The sequence below is a fragment of the Brevundimonas sp. MEB006b genome, assembly GCF_030209705.1.
Classification (GTDB): Bacteria; Pseudomonadota; Alphaproteobacteria; order Caulobacterales; family Caulobacteraceae; genus Brevundimonas.
In genome coordinates, this window is record NZ_JARVRL010000002.1 from 592887 (window position 1) to 607007 (window position 14121).

Genomic DNA, 14121 nt, shown 5'->3' on the forward strand with positions numbered 1-14121 from the left:
CTCTAGGAACTGATGACCAATCCGATCCAGAAGCTGGGCCTCGACACCATCGAGCAGTCGCAGATCGCGCGCATCGCCGGGATCAATCTGACGCTGGGCGGTCTGGTCAGCGCGGGCGTGATCCTGCTGATCGCGTTCGCGGCCCATTGGCTGGTGACGCGGTCGCTGCGCCGGGTGCGCGAGCGCTCGGACCGCAGCCGTCAGGCGATCTATCTGCTGGAGCGCCTGGCCGGCTACGGCATCATCGTCGTGGGTATCATGTCAGCCCTGTCGGCGGCGGGGCTGAACCTGTCGTCCCTGACCGTCTTCGCCGGCGCGCTGGGCATCGGCGTGGGTCTCGGGCTGCAGGGCGTGGTCAAGGAGTTCGTCTCCGGCCTGTTCCTGATCTTCGACCGGATGGTGTCGGTCGGCGATTATATCGAGATCGAGGACATCGGCATTCGCGGCGCCATCATGGAGATCGGCCCTCGCGCCACCCGTGTCCGCACCAATGACAACGTCAATGTGCTGGTGCCCAACTCGCGCTTCATCGAACAGCCCGTGACCAACTGGACGATGAAGGGCGACACCCGTCGCATCCATGTGCCCTTCACCGTCGCCTATGGGTCGGACCGGGGACAGGTGCGCGATGCGGTTCTGGCCGCCGCCCGCGCCAGCCCCTTCACCCTGCCGGAAACGGAGGCCCGCAAGAGCCAGGTCTGGCTGGTGGCTTTCGGCGATCGGGGCTTGTCGTTCGAACTGGTGGTCTGGCCGACGCGCGACGCCGTCAAACGCCCGGCGGCCATGCACGCCGCCTACACTTGGCTGATCGCCGACGCCCTGGATGCGGCGGGCGTCGAGGTGCCGGTGCCCCAGACCGATCTTCGCCTGCGCACCGCCTTCGGCCTGGACGGCGAAGAGGCCTTGAAGCGCCTCGGCTACGGCATCGGCGCACCGCCGCGACCGACCGGCCCGCAAACCCCCGCCCGAACCGCCAACGACGCCGCCGACGACGTCATGGCCGACGATGAAGCGGAGATTCCGGAACCGCCCGCTCCGCCCAAGGCCCGTCAGACGGACTGAGCCGCCTTCGCCTTCAACCGCCAGGCGTGCAGCAACGGCTCGGTATAGCCGTTCGGCTGCTCGACGCCTTCGAACACCAGCGCCCGCGCCGCCTGATAGGCCAGACTGTTATCCGGGTCCGTCGCCATCGGCCGATACAGCGGATCGCTCGCATTCTGACCATCGACCTTGGCCGCCATGCGCTGGAACGCCGCCTCGACCTGATCGGCCGTACAGACCCCGTGCAGCAGCCAGTTGGCGATATGCTGCGAACTGATCCGCAGCGTCGCCCGGTCCTCCATCAGACCGATGTCGTGGATGTCCGGCACCTTGGAACAGCCCACCCCCTGATCGATCCAGCGCACGACATAGCCCAGTATGCCTTGGGCGTTGTTGTCCAGCTCGGCCGCCACCTCGTCCTCGGACCAGTTGACGCCGTTCGCCAACGGCGGGGTCAGCAAGGCCTCCAGCCCCGGCGTCTCGCGCCCGGCCACCTCCTTCTGAACCACGAACACATCGACCGCATGATAGTGCAGCGCATGCAGGGTCGCCGCCGTCGGCGAGGGGGTCCAGGCGGTGTTGGCGCCCGTCTTCGGGTGGCCGATCTTCTGATCCAGCATGTCCGCCATCCGGTCCGGCGCTGCCCACATCCCCTTGCCGATCTGGGCCTTGCCGGACAGGCCGCATTTCAGGCCGATGGCGACGTTTCTCGCCTCATAGGCCGCGATCCAGGCGCTGGACTTGATGTCGGCCTTTCGCACCACCGGCCCGGCCTGCATGGCCGTGTGGATCTCGTCGCCGGTGCGGTCCAAAAAGCCGGTGTTGATGAAGACGATCCGGTCCTTCACCGCCTGAATGCAGGCCGCCAGATTGGCTGAGGTCCTGCGCTCTTCATCCATCACCCCGACCTTGATCGCATGGCGCGGCAGGGCCAGCAGATCCTCGACCGCGTCGAACAGACGGTCGGTGAAGGCGGCCTCTTCCGGCCCGTGCATCTTGGGTTTGACGATATAGACAGAGCCCGTCGCGCTGTTGCCGAACCCACCCAGACCCTTGATGTCATACAGGGCGATCAGGCTGGTCACGATGGCGTCCATGATCCCCTCGGGCGCCTCCGACCCGTCCGCCAGAAGAATGGCCGGGGTCGTCATCAGATGGCCGACATTGCGCACGAACAGCAGGCTGCGTCCCTTCAGCATCACCGACGACCCGCCCGGCGCCGTCCACTGGCGATCCGGCTCCAAGGCGCGGGTCAGGGTCTCGCCGCCCTTCTTGAACGTCGCGGACAGGTCGCCGCGCATCAGACCCAGCCAGTTGCGATAGGCCTCGGCCTTGTCCGCCGCATCGACGGCCGCGACGGAATCCTCCAGATCGACGATGGTCGACAGGGCCGATTCCAGGACTACGTCCGCTAGACCCGCCGCATCGCCGCGCCCCACTGGATGGCTGCGGTCGATCACCAGTTCGATGTGCAGCCCGTTGTTGACCAGCAGGATTGAGGCGGGTGCGCCGGGCTCGCCGGTAAAGCCGACGAACTGGCCCGCATCCCTCAACGCGGGCGACAACGCGCCGTCGATCACCGACCAGCCGGCGACATCCGCATGCGATCCCTCCGCCAGCGGCGCCGCCTCGTCCAAAAAGGCCTTGGCCCGCGCCACCACCCGCGCGCCGCGCGCCGCGTCATAGCCGCCGCCGGCCGGCAGGTCGCCCAACGCATCCGTGCCGTAAAGCGCGTCATACAGGCTGCCCCACCGCGCATTGGCGGCGTTCAACAGAAAGCGCGCGTTCAGCACCGGCACCACCAGCTGCGGCCCGGCCATGCGCGCGATCTCCGCGTCCACGCCTTCGGTCCCGACGGTGAACGGCGCCGGCTCCTCGGCCAGATAGCCGATCTCTTTCAGGAAGGCCTGCGACGCCGCCACATCATACGGCTGGCTCCGCCGCGCCCGGTGCCAGTCGTCAATCTGAGCCTGCAAGGCGTCGCGTCGCGCCAGAAGCGAGCGGTTCTCGGGCGCGAACCGCTCGAAGATCGCCGCAGCCCCGCTCCAGAAGGCGGCCGCATCAAGCCCCAGCCCAGGCAGTACGTCCTGCTCGATCAGGGCGATCAATTCGCCCGCGACCTTCAGCCCGGCGCGATCTTCATGGGTCGTCATGACGGCCTCTCTCCGGCGCGACGCCGGCCTGTAACAATGCGTGATCAGGTAAGCTGAGGCCGCACACTGGCGCAAGGGTAACGTCGCGTCATCGCCGTCGCTTTTCTTACAAGGCGACGGCCGGCTGGTCAGAAACTCTTAACCGCGTCCGTGAACGGGACTGCAAGCGGCGGCGCCTATTGTGAGCTTACGGACGAACTCGCGTCCGGCCAGTCGAGCGTCTCGCCCATGCTGTTTCTTCTGAACGATGTCGTGTTCGACCTGGACGAGGCCTGCCCGGTCACGCCCGCCGACGCGCGCCGGTTCGAGAAGCTGGGTCTGGACTATCTGCTGGAACTGGGTTGCGAACTGTTCGCCGAGGACCCGCTGCTTCACCGCAACGATCCCGAACGCGCCCGTCGCCTGGCCTGGCTGATCGCCGAGCGCAGCCCGGACGTGAACGCCGCCCTGTTCGCGGCGCCGGCACCCGCCTGCAATCCCGACCTGGTCGAGCCGCGTTTCTGCACCCTGCCCGAACAGGTGATGCGCCAGCTTCAGGCCAAGGGCCGTCGCCTCGACGCTGTCTCTGCCGACCGCGCCGTTTGGAACCGCCTGGCCGCCTGATCGCGGCCTGAAACGCCGTCAGAAGACGGCGTTGAACACCACATGGACCAGCGTCGCCACGGCTACGATAAAGCCGAAGCCGACGACCAGCCCCACCGCCGGATGCAGCGGCGCCCGCTCACGCGGCGCGTGGGCGATACGATCTTGAGGATGGATGACAGCCATCGTCCTTGTCCTTTCCCTATGATCCCGGATCGATCCGGGAGGGGAGCGTCGGACTCTGACGGCCTGATCGTCTCCTCCAGAACCGAGCATGACTCCGATAGCCCTTCGTGGCGAGGGGTTATTTTACGTGGACCAATCGGCTGGACGTCGGCGCGTGGAAGTTGCACCTTCGCCCTCACGGGATGTTCGGGACTGATTGTATGAGTTCGAAGCTGGTAACCTGCGCCATTTCGGCGGTGGGATCGATTGTGTTTGCCGCAATGGCTCAGCCAGCACGGGCGGACTGGCTGCGGGCCGAAAGCGAACGCTTCATCGTCTATAGCGACGGCGGCGAGCGCGCCCTGCGCGATTACGTCCAAAAACTCGAGATTTTCGATCGTGTCATGCAGGTCCGACACGGCGGCTCGATGTCGGACGAGCCGCAGCGTAAGATGCCGATCTATCTCGTCGGCGGCCGCCGAGGCTTGACGCGTGTGCATCCGCAAAGCGGTGAAAACACGATGGGCACCTACTTCCCGACGGAAGAGGACATCTTTGCGGTCGCCATCAGAGGCGACGGCGCCGGCGGGATGTCGGGCGATGACATCCTGATGCACGAATACGCCCACCACTTCATGCTGGGCAACTTCCCAGGCTCCTACCCGGCGTGGTTCGTCGAGGGCTTTGCCGAATATTACATGACCGCGGACATCGATGTTCGCGACCGAAAGGTGCAGCTGGGGCAGTTCAACCAGAACCGCGCCTACTGGATTTTGACGGAGAGCTGGATTCCTCTTGATGTCCTGCTGACCAAGCGCCCGGGTGAAGTTCGGTCCGACAGCCAGAAGGCGACCTACTATCCGATCGCCTGGCTGCTGACCCACTGGTTCATCAGCGACCCTTCGCGTCTGGAACAGTTGGAAGACTATCTGAGGCGCGTTTCGGGCGGTGAGGATTCCGTTCCTGCGATGGAGGCCGCTACCGGAATGTCGTTGCGAGACCTTCAGACCGCGCTGCGACAGTACTCCCGTGGTCGCCTGATGGGCAGGACGCTCAGCGGCCAGTTTCCAACGGCGGACATCAGCGTCACGCGACTGTCGCCCGCCGCCGATGATCTCCTGCTTATCAATCAACGGCTCAAGATCGGCGTCCCCGACGAAGATCGCCAGGCCTTGGGCCAGGAAGTCGCCAGGTTGGCGGGCCGGCATGGCGACGATCCCTTGGCCTTGCTCGCCGCCGGCCATGCCGGTCTCCATTTCGGCGATCGCCCCGCCGGCGAACGTGCGCTTCAACGCCTGCTGGAAATCAATCCGGACCATGTCGAAGCCTTGCAGTTCCTGGCGCAGGAGCGGCTTAAACAGGCGAGAGAGGCTGACGATGACGACCAGGCTCAGGCGTTGCGCATCCAGGCGCGCGGTTATCTCTCTCGCGCCTATGCAGCCGGTCAGAACGACTATCGCACCCTGATGCTGCTGTCCGAACTCCGTCGGACCCAGCCAGGCTATCCCAATGACAACGATCTGCTGACCCTGGGCCTGGCGCTGGACCGCGCCCCTCAACTGGCGGCGGTGCGCTTCCCCTATGCGGACGCCCTGGTGAAAACCGGCAAGCCGGAAGAGGCGATCGCGGTGCTGAAACCGTTGGCCAACAACCCCCACGGCGGCAGCGCTTCAAACTACGCTAGTCGGCTGATCGCCGCCATCGAGGCAGGTCAGGACTTGCCGGAAGCAACAGAAGATGAGGAGGCGCCCCAGATCAGCGAGCCGGAGCCGGAAACCCCTCCGCAAACACCGTCTGAATCCGCGCCATCTCCCGCCAACGAGTGACTTTCGGCGCGCGGCAGGGTAGTCGCGCGCCATGTCCTCCTTGACCCTGCCTGAAGAAGCGGCGCGCCGCCGGACCTTCGCCATCATCGCCCACCCGGATGCGGGCAAGACGACCCTGACCGAGCATATCCTCCTGGCCGGCGGCGCCATTCGTGCGGCCGGCGCCGTGCGGGCGCGCGGGGAGAACCGGCGCACCCGATCGGACTGGATGAAGATCGAGAAGGAGCGGGGCATCTCGGTCTCGGCCTCGGTCATGACGTTCGAGCACGACGGCAAGATGTTCAATTTGCTCGATACCCCAGGGCACGAGGACTTCTCCGAGGACACCTATCGCACCCTGACCGCCGCCGACTGCGCCATCATGGTGCTCGATGCCGCCAAGGGCATCGAGCCGCAGACGCTGAAGCTGTTCGAGGTCTGCCGCCTGCGCGACATCCCGATCATCACCTTCATCAACAAGCTGGACCGCGAGGCCCAGGACCCGATGGCCCTGCTGGACGACATCGCGTCACGCCTTCAGCTGGACCCCGCCCCGATCTGGTGGCCGGCCGAGAGCGGCAATCGCCTGCGCGGCATGGTCGAGGTCGGAACCGGCCGGTTCCAGCCCTATACCCGCAAGGCCGCTGGTTCGGCCGAGGATCCCGAACACCCCCCCGCCCTGCCGCTGGACCAGGCGGCGCAGTATTTCGAGGCGAGCGAGCAGGACAACCTGGCCGAGGCCGTCGAACTGGTCGAGGGCGGCTATCCGGCATTCGACCGCCAGGCCTTCCTGGAAGGTCACATGACCCCGGTACTGTGGGGATCGGCGCTTCGCCACTTCGGCATCGACGAACTGCTGAAGGCCATCGGCGACTGGGCCCCGGCGCCCAAGGTCATGAAGGCCAAAAAGGAATCCCCACCCGAGACCCGCAACGCCCCCGCCCCCGTCGAGACCGAGGTCGAACCGGGATCCAACGAGGTCACCGGCTTCGTGTTCAAGGTCCAGGCGAACATGGACCCCAACCACCGCGACCGGATCGCCATGTTCCGTATGGCGTCGGGCGCCTTCAAGCGCGGCATGAAGCTGAAGGTGCAGAACACCGGCAAGTCCCTGTCGGTCAATGCGCCCATCATGTTCTTCGCCTCGGATCGGGAACTGGCCGACGACGCCTTCGCCGGCGACGTGATCGGCATCCCGAACCACGGCGTGCTGCGCGTCGGCGACAGCCTTTCGGAGAGCGGCGTGGTTCGTTTCGCCGGCCTGCCGAACTTCGCTCCGGAAATCCTGCAACGGGTTCGCGTGAAGGATCCGCTGAAGGCCAAACACCTAAAGAAGGCGCTGGAAGGTCTGGCCGAGGAAGGCGTGACCCAGCTGTTCCGCCCCGAAATCGGCTCGGACTTCATCGTCGGCGCCGTGGGCCAGCTGCAGTTCGAGGTCATGGCCGACCGTCTGGGCGAGGAGTACGGCCTGGACGTCGTCTTCGAACCCTCCCCCTATGCCGAAGCGCGCTGGATCGCTCCAGGCGCGGAGGGCTCCGACGCGGACGTCGAGGACTTCAGCGGGAAATACCGCCCCCAGATGGCGCGCGACATCGACCATGCCCCGGTCTTCCTGGCCAAGTCGAGCTGGGAGACCGGCTATGTCGGCGAACGCTTCCCCAAGATCGCCTTCACCAAGACGAAGGAGCGCGGCTAAGGCCGGGCGCCGCTAACGACTTCCTTTGGTCACGTAGCTGAGCCATTCTGAGGTCATGTCGACGCTTCTCGCCCTAGCCAGCACCGTCTTTATGCTGCAGGCCGCCCCTTCCGTGGGGCTGGTTTCGTATGAGGAGGCGGTGCGTTGTGCGGGCCTGACCCAGGCCGCGTCGGAGCTTGAAGGCGGCGAGAGCGTCCAGGGGCGTCGGCTCTATGACGCCGCGCTCTATTGGTCCCTGGCGGCCATGCAGGCCGCGACGGCGGCGGGCAAGACGGCGCCGGCCGCGGAGGCCGATCAGACCCGCGCGCGCATCACCGCGGTGCGTCAGCTCAACGCCGAGGCGCCCGAGGCCCGCGCCAATCTGCAACGCTGCCAGCAGAAGACGCCGAAACTCGACTAGGTCGCCGGCTTAAGGCCAAGCCGAACCGCATTCCCGGCGCTGCGTTTGCATTGGACGCCGCAGGTGACGCAGTCTGCGTCCCGAAGCGGGATAACCGAGGTCCAGCATGTTCGAATTCGGCCGTGATCTTCGAAAACTCTTCGCCCAGGCGCGAGAGAGCGAAGACCTGGGCTGGGTCGAACTGATCGGCGCAGATCTGCTGCGCGCCGAGGCGAGACGCGAGGCCACGGACGCCGGACGCGTCTCCTGCGCTCGTCCCTTCGAGACCGAGAACCGCGCCTGCGCCCTGTGGCGCGAACACGCCCGGCGCACCGGCGCCGCCGACAGTCTGGACCGGGCCGAACGCTGCGCCGACAGCCTGGCGCGTTCAGCCGTGGGCGAGGATCAGATCGCGCGGGCCGCCATGGCCAAGGCGGCGGTGCTGATGCTGCGCTTTGATCTGTGCGGCGACCCCGGCCGTCTGGACCGCGCGGCGACGACCCTTGCGGCGGTCGGGCAGCCGCGCAGCCGACGCATCGCGGTCGGCATGGCCGCGCTTCACGCCCGGCTCACGGTCCGCACCGCCCGGCTGAGCGGCGACATCGCCCGCCTTCATCAGGCGGCTGTCTTGATGGATGAGGCGGTGCGCAGAGACGACGCCGAGGACATGGATCTGCGTATGGATCGCGCGGCCCTGTCGCTGGAAATGGGCGTGGTGCAGCGCGACGTGCATCTTCTGGATCAGGCCGGCCGCGACTTGGGCGCCCTGGTCGAGGCCGCATCCCCTGACCATCGCCCCCTGACCCGCGCCCGCGCCCTCGCTCTGTGCGGCGCTGGCCTGTCGGCCCTAGCCGCCATTGCGGGGCATGACGAGGCCCGCAACCAGGGGCGGATCATGTTCGACGCCGCCGCCGATCAGTTCACGCCGGATCACAGCCCGCTGGACTGGGCCGCGATCCAGGTGCTGCGTGTCGGCGACGACGCCCAGCCGCTGATGCTGTTGACCCAGGCGGAAGCCCTGACGCAGGGCGGCGAACTGATCATCGGCGCCCTGGCGCGCGAGCGGCGCATCACGCGTGAGGTGGCCTTGGCAGAGGCGGTCAAGAACCTGACCGCCCTGATGACGCTGGAGACCCGGTTGCGGGCGCGCATGGCGACGGCGACGCCGCTCGACTGGGCCGCCGATCAGATCGGTATGGCCGAGATCATGCTGGCGCGGCATCGGCTGGGCGGCGTCGTCCCGACCGATCTGGGGCTGATCCTGGGCGAGGCGGCGATGACGGCCCGGGAAATGGGCGTCGACGCCCTTGCCGATCGCGCCGAGGCGCTTCTGAGGGCCTAGACCTCAGCCGCCCATGGCGACGAAGGCCCCGTTCAGGAACCGCGTCTTTCCATAGGCCATCCGCTGCCCGTCATCGGCCAGAACCCGCCCGCCGGCGGCTTCCAGCACCGCCTGGCCCGCTGCGGTGTCCCATTCCGAGGTCGGACCGGTGCGCGGATAGGCGTCGAACCGCCCCTCGGCGATCAGGCAGAACTTCAGCGACGAATCCGTCCCCTGCCAGCGCGAGCAGCCGTGACGGGCGGCCAGACGCGTCGCCTCTTCGTCGGTGACGCTGTGGCTCAGCAGGGCCATGCCTTCCTGCGGCCGGTCGCGCACCCGGATCGGACGCCAGTCCTCGCCCGAATGCGCCTCGCCGGCCTGAAGGGCGCCGAACTGACGCCGGAAGGCGCCGCCCTCGGGCTTGTCGGTGCGCCAGGTCGTCGCCGTCGCCGGCGCCGTCACCACGCCCGCGACCGGATAGCCGTCATGGATCAGGGCGATATTGACGGTGAAGGCCTCGCCGCCGCGCACGAAGCCGCGCGTGCCGTCCAGCGGATCGATCAGCCAGAACCAGTCCTCGGCGGTTTCAGGCGCGCCATCGGCCGACACGGCCTCCTCCGCCACCGTCTGCACGCCCGGATACAGGGCCGCCAACCGTTCCAGGATCAGAGCCTCAGCCGCCCGGTCCGCTTGCGTCACCGGGCTGTCGTCGGACTTGGTCTCGACCGCCGTGCCTGCGCGCCAATAGGGCAGGATCAGCCGCGCGGCCTCCTCTGCGATCTCGGCGATGGCCAGGGACAGCGCGCCGGACGTCAGATCGCGCTCAAGAGCAGGTGTGGAAGAGGTCGTCATTGGCGGGTCGATAGACCATCCGGACGGTTCCATGAACCGGCAAATCACTCCAACTTCCCGCGCGACACGAACTGTGACCTGAGCGCGCCAGACATCATGACCTCCCCCCACGACACAGACGCCGCTCCGCTGGACCTTCCGGTCGATGGGACGGAGCTGGCGACCTATATCGCGGCTAAGCTGTGCCATGACTTCATCAGCCCGTCGGGCGCCATCGTCTCTGGCCTGGACCTGATGCAGGACCCGACGGCTCAGGATATGCGCGACGACGCCCTGGCCCTGATCGAGCAGAGCGCCAGGAAGATGGTCGCCCTGGTTCACTTCGCCCGCGTCGCCTTCGGCGCCGCCACCACCAGCGAGAAGTTCACAGCCCGCGAGATCGAAGGCCTGGTGTCCGGCATGGTCCAGGGGGGCCGCGCCTCGCTGGACTGGCGCATCGCCGACGGCGAGTTCACCAAGCCCCAGGCCCGCGCCCTGACCAACCTCGCCTATCTGACCGTCGGCGCCCTGCCGATGGGCGGCGTCGCCACCATTCAGTCGCGGATGGAAAACGGCCTGCTCTATCTGGAAGGCTTCGCCGAGGGCGCCCGCGCCCGGCTGAAGCCGGAGGCCGTCACGGGTCTGGCCGGCGAACGCCTGGTTGAGGGCCTGGCCGGCCAATGGATCCAGCCCTACTGGCTGTGGCTGACCGTGAACGAGGCCGGCGGCGCTCTACGCGTCAAGGTTGAAGACGGAAAGGTCGCACTGGTCGCGCGAATGCCCGCCTGAGGCGTTTCCAAACGACTCATTAACTGGCGTTTGAGATAAAAACAGTCCATGCGCCACGGGCGAAAGCCGTCGTGTCATTGAGGGATCGACCTTGGACTTCCGAACCTGCCTGATCGTCGACGACAGCCGCATCATCCGCAAGGTTGCGCGCCGCATCGTCGAGGGCCTGGGCTATGAGGTCGATGAGGCGGCGGACGGCTCCGAAGCCTTGGCCTATTGCACCGGCGCCATGCCTGACGTCCTGCTGGTGGACTGGAACATGCCCGTGATGGACGGGATCACCTTCCTGCGTCGCCTGCGCGCCATGCCGGGCGGCAAGCAACCCAAGGTGCTGTTCTGCACGATCGAGACCCGCCCCGAGCGGATCGCCGAAGCCCTGGCCGCCGGCGCCGACGACTATGTGATGAAGCCGTTCGATGGCGAAATCCTGCAGTCCAAGCTGACGGAGGTCGGAGCGATCGCCGCATGACGCCTGAGGACTTCGACAAGCTGCAGTCCCTTCTCGCCACCCGCGCCGGCTATCGGCTGTCGCGGGATCGCATCCACCTGGCTGAACACCGGCTGGGTCCGATCGCGCGGCGTGAGGGCTACGCCAATGTCGAGGCTCTGCTGACGAACCTGTGGGCCAATCCGGTCGCCTCGCTGGCCTGGTCGGTGATCGAGGCCCTGCTGAACGCCGAGACCTGGTTCCGTCGCGACCGCACCCCTTTCCGTATTCTCGAAACCGAACTGCTGCCGGCCCTGTCCAAGGCGCGGCCCGACGGGCGGATCAAGATCTGGTCGGCCGGCTGCTCGACCGGCCAAGAGGCCTGGTCCATCGCCATGACGGCCAGGGAGATCGGCGTCGATGTCGATCTGGTCGCCACCGACCTGTCGCAGCGCGCGATCGAGAAGGCGCGCTCGGGCCTCTATACCGGCTTCGAGATTCAGCGCGGGCTTACGGCCAAAACCATGCTGCGCTGGTTCGAGCCGCGAGAAGACCAGTGGATCGTCAAGGCCGAACTGGCCGACGCCGTGCGTTTCGGTCGCGCCAACCTGCTGGACGAACCGACCGATGACGCCCGTTTCGACGTCATCTTCTGCCGCAATGTCATGACCGATATGGACCCGTCGCGCCGGGCGCGTCTTCTCGACGGACTGGAGCGCCGCCTGGTCGATGACGGGTGCCTTCTTCTGGGCGTGGACGAGAGTCTTGAAGGCGAGACGGTTGCCTTCCGCGCCGTGAACGGCCGCCGGGGCCTGTATGTAAAGACGCCGTCCGCGCTTCGCCGCGCCGCCTGAACCCGCTCGTCATGCGGGCGATCAGCCCGCGTGCAACTCCTGCTTCACCCGTTCCGCCAGCGTCTTGATGTCCAGCGGCTTGGGCAGGAAGGACACACCCGTCTCGTCCTGTAGCAGGTCCGAGAAGTCGCTTTCGGCATAGCCCGAGATGAACATGACCGGCGCGTCGCCCAGATATTTGCGCGCCTTCTTCAGCAAGGACGGCCCGTCCAGCCCCGGCATGATGACGTCGGAGATCATCATGTCGATCTGGCCGGCGTGTTCCTCGGCCAGCAGCAGGGCCTCCTCGCCGTCGGCGGCCTCTATGACCTCATAGCCGCGCTGGCGCAGCAGCCGGGCGGCGATGCCGCGCACGGCGTCCTCGTCTTCGACGAACAGGATGCGGCCGGCTCCCGACAGGTCGCGCGGCGCCTTGGCCTTGACCTCGACCGGCTGAACCTCGGCCAGCTCCGCCTCGCCCGCCGCCGGCAGGAAGATGCGGAAGGCGGCTCCAGCCCCCTCGATATTGCTGACGGTGATATGGCCGCCCGCCTGCTGCACGATGCCATAGACGGTGGCCAGACCCATGCCGGTGCCCTCGTTCACCGCCTTGGTGGTGAAGAAGGGTTCGAAGATCTTGTCCGCCAGTTCGGGCGGCACGCCGGGTCCGGTGTCCGACACCTCGATCAGGGCCACCTCGTCCGTCGGCGCATCAACCCAGCCCAGGGCTCGCGCCTCGTCGCCCGTCAGGCGGCGCGTGGCGATGGTGACGACGCCGGCGCCCGGCTCGACCACGCCGCGCATGGCGTCGCGCGCATTGACGGCCAGGTTCATCACCGCCGTCTCCAGCTGAGACTTGTCGGCCAGCACGACTGGCAGGTCGCGTCCGTAGTCGGTCTCCAGCCGGACGTCCTCGCGCAGCAGCCGCCGCAACAGGATAGCGAACTCGCCGACCAGTTCGCCCAGGTCCAGCCGCTCGCGCCGCACCGTCGACTTGCGCGAGAAGGCCAGCAGCTTGCGCACCAGATCGGCCGCGCGAATGGCCGTTTGACGGATCTCGTTCAGCCCCTCGTACGAAGGATCGCCCACCGGGTGCCGTTCCAGCAGACCCGAAAGCTGAAGCTGGATCGCCGTCAGCAGATTGTTGAAGTCGTGCGCCACGCCCCCGGCCAGCTGGCCCACGGCCTGCATCTTCTGCGCCTGGTTGAGCTGAAGCTCCATCGACTTCTGACCCGAGACGTCGAACAGCCAGATGCGCCGTTTGTCGCCCTCGGGCGCCACATACAGATGCAGCATCTTGTCGGGGTAGGCCCGTGCGACCAGTTCGATCGGGCCCGACGATCCGCCCGCCAGCTTCAGCCGCGCCTCGGCGATGCCGCCCGGATCGAACAGATGCCCGAAGGCTGCATCGCGCGCCGCCCCCGGTCCGGTCAGGACCGCCAGCGCCGGATTAGCTTCTTCCGCGCGGCCGGAAAACAGGTCGTCGCCGCCGATCACGGCCGAGCCGAACGGCGCCCCGGCAGCCATGGCTCGCGCCTCGCCGGTCGCCGCGGCGGCGGGCGTGTGAACGGGCGCGGCGGCTATGGGCAGGACGGCGTCCGGCGCGGCGCGCATCAGGAACCGTCCCTCGCCCGTCTTTCCATCGCCGATCTGGCCGATGACGACCTCGACCTCGCGCTGTCCGATCATGACGATGGCGCGGCCCGGCTCGCCTTTGCGCGCCTGGGCGAAGGCCATGTACAGCGCCTGGGCCGACTTGCCGCGCGGCAGGGCGCCGGTCGCCCCATTGGCCTCGGACCAGGCGGCGTTGAAGGCCAGGATCTGCCCCGAATCCCAGACCAGCGCCGCCGGTTCGGCCATGGCGTCCAGCACCTCGATGGCCGCGTCGCTGCTCGGCTTGGCGTCCGCCGCCCGGCGGAAGCCGAACAGACCGATCAGGGCGATCGCGCCCACGGTCAGAATCAGCACCAGTCCCGGCGCCGAGGTCGGATTGGCACGAAACGCCGGATAGGCCAGGGCCGCGATCGCCGCCACGACGCCGAACGCCATCACGCCGGACAACAGGTCGAACGAAGGGCGGCGGGTGGACGTCATACAGC

At 67.3% G+C, this 14121-nt stretch carries 13 protein-coding genes; 9 read left to right on the top strand and 4 right to left on the bottom strand.

Annotated elements, in window-relative coordinates:
* The first annotated feature begins 12 nt into the window (after positions 1-12).
* On the top strand, positions 13-1062 hold the full coding sequence (locus tag QRN13_RS04680) for a mechanosensitive ion channel family protein (protein WP_284877018.1): 1050 nt from the start codon (positions 13-15) through the stop codon (positions 1060-1062).
* Here QRN13_RS04680 and QRN13_RS04685 read toward each other — a convergent pair.
* Positions 1050-3194 (bottom strand): malate synthase G, encoded by a 2145-nt coding sequence (locus QRN13_RS04685; protein ID WP_284877019.1) that lies wholly within the window; start codon positions 3192-3194, stop codon positions 1050-1052. The two genes, QRN13_RS04680 and QRN13_RS04685, sit on opposite strands and share 13 nt — an antisense overlap.
* 228 nt (positions 3195-3422) lie before the next feature.
* Here QRN13_RS04685 and QRN13_RS04690 point away from each other — a divergent pair, with 228 nt between their 5' ends.
* Positions 3423-3797, top strand: coding sequence for a hypothetical protein (locus tag QRN13_RS04690; RefSeq protein ID WP_055753868.1), 375 nt, complete (start codon positions 3423-3425; stop codon positions 3795-3797).
* Between the two features lie 18 nt (positions 3798-3815).
* Here QRN13_RS04690 and QRN13_RS04695 read toward each other — a convergent pair whose 3' ends face one another.
* On the bottom strand, positions 3816-3962 hold the full coding sequence (locus tag QRN13_RS04695) for a hypothetical protein (RefSeq protein WP_165113816.1): 147 nt from the start codon (positions 3960-3962) through the stop codon (positions 3816-3818).
* 200 nt (positions 3963-4162) lie between these two features.
* Between QRN13_RS04695 and QRN13_RS04700 the strand changes: the two genes are divergently transcribed.
* From QRN13_RS04700 to QRN13_RS04715, 4 genes are all read left to right on the top strand, one after another.
* Complete coding sequence (locus QRN13_RS04700; protein ID WP_284877020.1) at positions 4163-5767, top strand: hypothetical protein; 1605 nt, start codon at positions 4163-4165, stop codon at positions 5765-5767.
* Positions 5768-5798: 31 nt separating this feature from the next.
* Positions 5799-7442, top strand: coding sequence for a peptide chain release factor 3 (locus QRN13_RS04705; protein WP_284877021.1), 1644 nt, complete (start codon positions 5799-5801; stop codon positions 7440-7442).
* A gap of 55 nt (positions 7443-7497) precedes the next feature.
* A complete protein-coding gene (locus QRN13_RS04710; protein WP_284877022.1) occupies positions 7498-7842 on the top strand; it encodes a hypothetical protein in 345 nt (114 codons plus the stop codon).
* A 106-nt stretch (positions 7843-7948) separates the two neighbouring features.
* Entirely contained in the window at positions 7949-9163 is a 1215-nt protein-coding gene (locus QRN13_RS04715) for a hypothetical protein (RefSeq protein ID WP_091750326.1), read from the top strand.
* A gap of 3 nt (positions 9164-9166) precedes the next feature.
* On the opposite strand, the gene cysQ is transcribed toward QRN13_RS04715, so the two are convergent.
* Complete coding sequence (cysQ, locus tag QRN13_RS04720) at positions 9167-9994, bottom strand: 3'(2'),5'-bisphosphate nucleotidase CysQ (protein WP_017505648.1); 828 nt, start codon at positions 9992-9994, stop codon at positions 9167-9169.
* Positions 9995-10090: 96 nt separating this feature from the next.
* Here cysQ and chpT point away from each other — a divergent pair, with 96 nt between their 5' ends.
* The 3 genes from chpT to QRN13_RS04735 all read left to right on the top strand — a co-directional run bounded on the left by chpT (position 10091) and on the right by QRN13_RS04735 (position 12043).
* On the top strand, positions 10091-10762 hold the full coding sequence (gene chpT / locus QRN13_RS04725; protein ID WP_284877023.1) for a histidine phosphotransferase ChpT: 672 nt from the start codon (positions 10091-10093) through the stop codon (positions 10760-10762).
* Positions 10763-10853: 91 nt separating this feature from the next.
* Positions 10854-11231 (top strand): response regulator, encoded by a 378-nt coding sequence (locus QRN13_RS04730; RefSeq protein WP_017505646.1) that lies wholly within the window; start codon positions 10854-10856, stop codon positions 11229-11231.
* Entirely contained in the window at positions 11228-12043 is an 816-nt protein-coding gene (locus QRN13_RS04735) for a CheR family methyltransferase (protein ID WP_284877024.1), read from the top strand. The genes QRN13_RS04730 and QRN13_RS04735 overlap by 4 nt, the downstream gene beginning before the upstream one ends.
* 21 nt (positions 12044-12064) lie before the next feature.
* Here the strand turns inward: QRN13_RS04735 and cckA are convergent, their stop codons facing one another.
* A complete protein-coding gene (cckA, locus tag QRN13_RS04740; RefSeq protein WP_055806826.1) occupies positions 12065-14116 on the bottom strand; it encodes a cell cycle histidine kinase CckA in 2052 nt (683 codons plus the stop codon).
* Positions 14117-14121 lie beyond the last annotated feature (5 nt).